Source organism: Flavobacterium lacus, from assembly GCF_003268815.1.
Classification (GTDB): Bacteria; Bacteroidota; Bacteroidia; order Flavobacteriales; family Flavobacteriaceae; genus Flavobacterium; species Flavobacterium lacus.
In genome coordinates this window covers 1-5,236 of sequence record NZ_QLSV01000029.1, presented here as the reverse complement: position 1 = coordinate 5,236, position 5,236 = coordinate 1, and the positions used below count along the sequence as shown (strand labels likewise).

The 5,236-nt window shown below is 39.1% G+C and carries 3 protein-coding genes; all 3 read left to right on the top strand.

All coding sequences use genetic code 11. The annotated features are described in order from the left end of the window. Positions 1–273: T9SS type A sorting domain-containing protein (locus B0I10_RS15470; protein ID WP_220086213.1), on the top strand; the 273-nt coding region annotated here is incomplete at its 5' end. 328 nt (positions 274–601) lie between these two features. Beyond that, positions 602–3,628 carry a T9SS type A sorting domain-containing protein gene (locus B0I10_RS15465; protein WP_112087418.1) on the top strand — a complete coding sequence of 1,009 codons (3,027 nt, stop codon included), beginning with the start codon at positions 602–604 and terminating at the stop codon, positions 3,626–3,628. Positions 3,629–3,884: 256 nt separating this feature from the next. Continuing rightward, a partial coding sequence (locus B0I10_RS15460) for a putative metal-binding motif-containing protein (RefSeq protein WP_181456979.1) occupies positions 3,885–5,236 on the top strand: 1,352 nt, incomplete at its 3' end.

Below are 5,236 nucleotides of genomic sequence, written 5' to 3'. Positions count from 1 at the left end.
ACCAGAATGGATGCAACTACAATTGATGGATTCAAAGCGATTGCTTTCCCGAATCCATTTGCAAACAGTTTTGCTATTGATGTGAAAACTTCTAATACCGAACCAGTAAGCTTGACCGTGTATGACATGGCCGGAAGATTATTGGAAGTGAAAGAAGTGAAAGCAGCAGATGTAACCAACTATCAGTTTGGAGATCGTTATCCATCGGGTGTTTACAATGTGGTTGTGACACAAGGGGAAGAAACGAAAACCGTGCGGGTGGTGAAACAATAGAACAAAGGTGCTGAGGGACTGAGGTTCTAAGGTGCTGAGTTAACAAAAGAGAAACCTCCGAGTAATCGGAGGTTTTTTTATGTTATAAAAATACCTATTTGTAGGGATTTTTAATTTGTTTTTAAGTTTTAAATTTGAATAATCATTGTTAATGTTCTAGCAAACAGTTGTTTAGTCGGAAATAGTAGCAATTCGTCGGTTTTTTTATGTACGAGTAATGATGTTACTTAACTTTGATAGTCCAAAATTCAATATACCCTTCATTCATTGTTAACCAGATGAATTTCAGAACGTTTCCTAGTTTGTATCTAACTAAATACATTTATATATGGAAACTAAACAATTACGTTTTTTTGGACTATTTAATATAGTCTTACTGTTTTTTAGTCACCTAACTTTTGGCCAGGTGAATATGACTGCTACCGGGTCTTATACCCAGAATTTTAATACGCTTGCTACAAGCGGTACTACTAATACTTTTACTAATAACAGCACCCTACCATCTTGGTACATACAAAGGGAGGATAATAATGCCAATCCCAACATTTATGCGGCTGATAATGGGGGAAGTAGTACCGGACGATTTTATAGTTATGGAACAGGTACTAATTCTGACCGTGCGTTGGGTATTCTCAACAGTGGAAGTACTGATGATGCGGCTATTGGACTTTTATTAAGAAATACATCCGGTGTAACAATTACTTCAATAACCGTAACCTATACTCTGGAACAATGGAGAAAAGGAGCAAGTGCTACACAAGGAATTACTTTTAGATATAGAACAAGCTCATCTTCCTTTTCAGATTTAAATGAAAATTCAGATTCAGGATGGACCTCAGTTTCTGCTTTGGATGCAAATGGACCACTTAACAGTGGGTCGTCCGGTTCTCGTGATGGTAATAGTCCAAGCAATCGGGTAACAAGAACCAGTATTTCTATTCCGGGTTTATCCTTAGCAAATGGAGATTATATTATGCTACGTTGGCGGGATATAGATCATTCGAGTGATGATCATGGTTTTGGTATTGATGATGTGACCGTAAATTATACTGTACCCAGCATAATCCTCTTGAATGATATCACTACCGATAATAACTCAGCAAATCCATTTACAACCAACCAAGTTGTTGATGTAAATGCAACCGCTTCCGGTATTGGCAGAGGTCCCGGAATTAGTTATGAATCAGAAAATGGAGCCTATGGAGCCAATGGTTGGACCACTGATAATTCTATCGATGGGGATGATTATTTTTATTGGACGATCACGCCTAATGTAGGGTATCAATTAAATTTTGAAAGTTTTGATTATGAGGAAGAGCGAAGAGATAATGACGCACCTGAAGATTTTTCATTTCGTTCGAGTTTGAATTATGGTTCATCTATTTTAACGTATAACTTAACAAATGAGAATTCCAATACCAGATCAATTGATTTGGGAGCTTCGCAATATCAAAGTGTTCAAAGTGCTATTACATTTCGACTTTATGGATGGGATGCACCCGGAGGACCTCCACAAGACAGAGAATATAGAATCAATAATTTTGTATTCTTAGGAACAGTTACAATGATTCCTCCAACGGTCGCCAATAATGCCCCAACAGCAATTTGCGACAATGGTTCCGGATCAGTTACAATTACCGGAAATAACTTAATTCATGTCTCTAGTGTAACTGTTGGAGGAACTCCTGTTACCATCGATTCACAAACCAATACTCAATTGGTAGTAACTGTTCCCCAAGGTGTTTCCGGTCTATTGACTGTAACTAATGATGCCGGTAGTGCCAATGGAGCTACCCTAACACTTCTAAATGCAGTAACCTATTATGCGGATGTGGATGGAGACGGATTTGGCGATGCAGCCAGTTCTATTTCCAATTGTACCGGACAACCGGTTGGTTATGTAACAAATAGTTTAGATTGTGATGACAATTTGTTGCTTTATGAAGATTTAGATGCTGACGGGTTTGGGTCCTTCGTTTTGGTTGCCTGTGGTGGAGTTACCAATAATTTAGATACTGATGATAATTTGTTGACCTATGTTGATGCTGATACTGATGGTTTTGGTTCTTCAATTTTAGCTCCTAGTGGAGTAACAGATACTACAGATTGCGACGACACGAACAACACCGTTTACCCCGGAGCAGCAGAAATCTGCTACGATGGTTTAGACAATGATTGTGATGGTATTATTGATAACGGCTGTACGCCGATTGTTTCAGTGGTATTACCTAATCAGTGTAATACGACATTACCATTTGTAAACAGTTATGTGTATGCTGCTTTAGTGCCCGGAGCTCAAGGTTACCGTTTTAGAGTAACCAATACTGCTACGAATGATGTACAAACCATTGATCAATTGTTACGAGCCTTCCGTTTTACACAATTGACTACTTATGCCTTTAACACAACCTATTCCGTAGAAGTTTCAGTGCGAATTAACAACGTATGGCAACCGTTCTACGGAACCCCCTGTACAGTTTCCACGCCGGATACGACTACACAAGTTCAGGCCTCGCAGTGTAACAGTACATTGAGTAATTTGAATAACTCAATTATTGCCAACATTGTACCGTTTGCAACCGGCTACCGCTTTAGAATCACGAATACGTTGAATCCAATTGATGTACAAACAATTGATCGTCCGATTAGAGATTTCAGAATGAGTTCGTTGTCCAACATCCAGTTCAACACGACGTATAATGTAGATGTTGCGGTTAGAAATACCGATGGAACTTACTTATCGTACGGACCGGTTTGTAACATCACTACTCCGTTATTCCCAACGATTGGCTTGCAAGATGCTCAGTGTGATGAATACCAAGTTATTTCAAACACAGAAACATTATTTGCTGAGTCTTATCCGGGTGTTGAACAATACCGTTTCTTGTTAGAAAACGTAAGTCAGCCTTACAGCCAGACTTTTGATAGGCTTTTGCGAACAGTAACGTTGAATAACTTCACCGGATTACTCCCCGGAACAGCTTATACGGTGCGCGTTGCTATACGCTTAAACGGCGTTTGGGGACCATACGGTAAGTCTTGTAGTATTATTACTCCCGGAGCCGGAAGACCGGATGCAGTTTCAAGAATGGATGCAACCAATGTAAATGAGTTCAAAGCGATTGCTTATCCAAACCCATTTGCCACAAGTTTTGCTATTGATGTGAAAACTTCTAACACAGAACCAGTACGCTTGACGGTTTATGACATGACGGGAAGACTTTTAGAAGCAACCGAGGTAAAAGCACAAGATGCAACCAACTATCAGTTTGGTGAAGGTTATCCAACCGGTGTTTACAACTTGGTTGTAACGCAAGGTAATGAAACGAGAACTGTGAGATTGGTGAAACAATAGAACAGAGGTGCTGAGGGACTGAGGTTCTAAGGTACTGAGTTAATAAAACTAAAACCTCTGCGAAATCGGAGGTTTTTTGCTATATTCTAATTATTTATGAACACGAAAACGTTTTCGAAAAAAGAAATGTGTTTAGAAATGAATAATATAGTATAATTTTGATGATGTCCCAACTAATTAAACTTCTCTTGCATTAATGGTTAAGAATCGTTGTTGTTTTTCAATAAATTAAACGTATCATTTAAACATTTTTATTATGAAAAAAATTTTATTATTGGGAGGAATGTTCCTGCTCCCTTATTTAATTCAGGCACAAAATATTTTTTCAGGTGAACCTGTACAGTGGGTGGGTAGACCCAATGGATATTCGACAACACCCTATAATTCAGATTATCGTACGACAGGTTATCGTAAAGTTTCAACTACAACCAATAATCCTTTGGATGGCCGAGGTCAATGGGCTACCACAATTAATGTACAAAGTTCCGGAGGAAATATTACACCAGACAATATGCCTGGAGGTGGTGGAGCAGGCTGGCTATTAATTTCTGGCCCTTCCAGTAATCGATTTCAGAACAAGTGGAATTTTTCAGGAGTTGGTCAAGCCGCTTTAAATGCAATAAATAATATAACTAGGCAAGGGGGTGGTCAGGATATGGGTTTAAATATGGGCACTGCAGGCTATTATACCTTTGTTATGCGTGATGCGGGTTATAACAATTCAGAGGTTTACATTGGATATACTGCTTCAGAACCCGTCACTGTTAGCCATTTAGGGCAAACTTTTTCTAACGGTCAACCAGTAATTTCAATTTCAACCAGTAACACACCGTCCGCCGGCGAAAATATTTATGTTCGTTATCGAGCGGGAACTAATGATTTTACAACGGGAACATCTTTAGTGCAAGCTACTGGTGTGGGGACTTCATGGACCGCTACGCTTCCATTACAGAATTGTAACACTACCGTTTATTATTATGTGTTTACTAGTACAAGGAATTTAGCTGGTTTAAATGGTGATACAGAACAAAACCGTTCCCTTGCCACGTTGCGTTATGATGATCGTTTTGGCTCTAATTATTCTTTTAGTATAGCTCAATCATCAGCTGCTGTCCTTTCGGGAGGCGCAACAATTTGCTCCGGTGATAGTTCAGCTTTACAAGTTAATATTACCGGTGGAGTTGCACCTTATACGCTCGTTTATACAAATGGGACATCAACTTTTACAGTTAATAATTATGTAAGTAATACTGCTATTAATGTTTCTCCAGCGTCAACCTCAACATTTTCTATTGTATCAGTGACTGGAGCAAATGGATGTGCAGGTATAGGAAATTCCGGAACAGCAATGATAACAGTGAATGAGAATATAACCTATTATGCGGATAATGATGGGGATGGATTTGGTAGTTTAGCAGTAACACAAGAGTCATGTACAGGAGCTCCGGAAGGATTTGTTTTGGATAGTTCTGACTGCGACGACACGAATAACACCATCTTCCCCGGAGCAGCAGAAATCTGCTACGATGGTTTAGACAACGATTGTGATGGTATTATCGATAACGGTTGTACGCCGATTGTTTCAGTGGTTTTACCTAATCAGTGTAA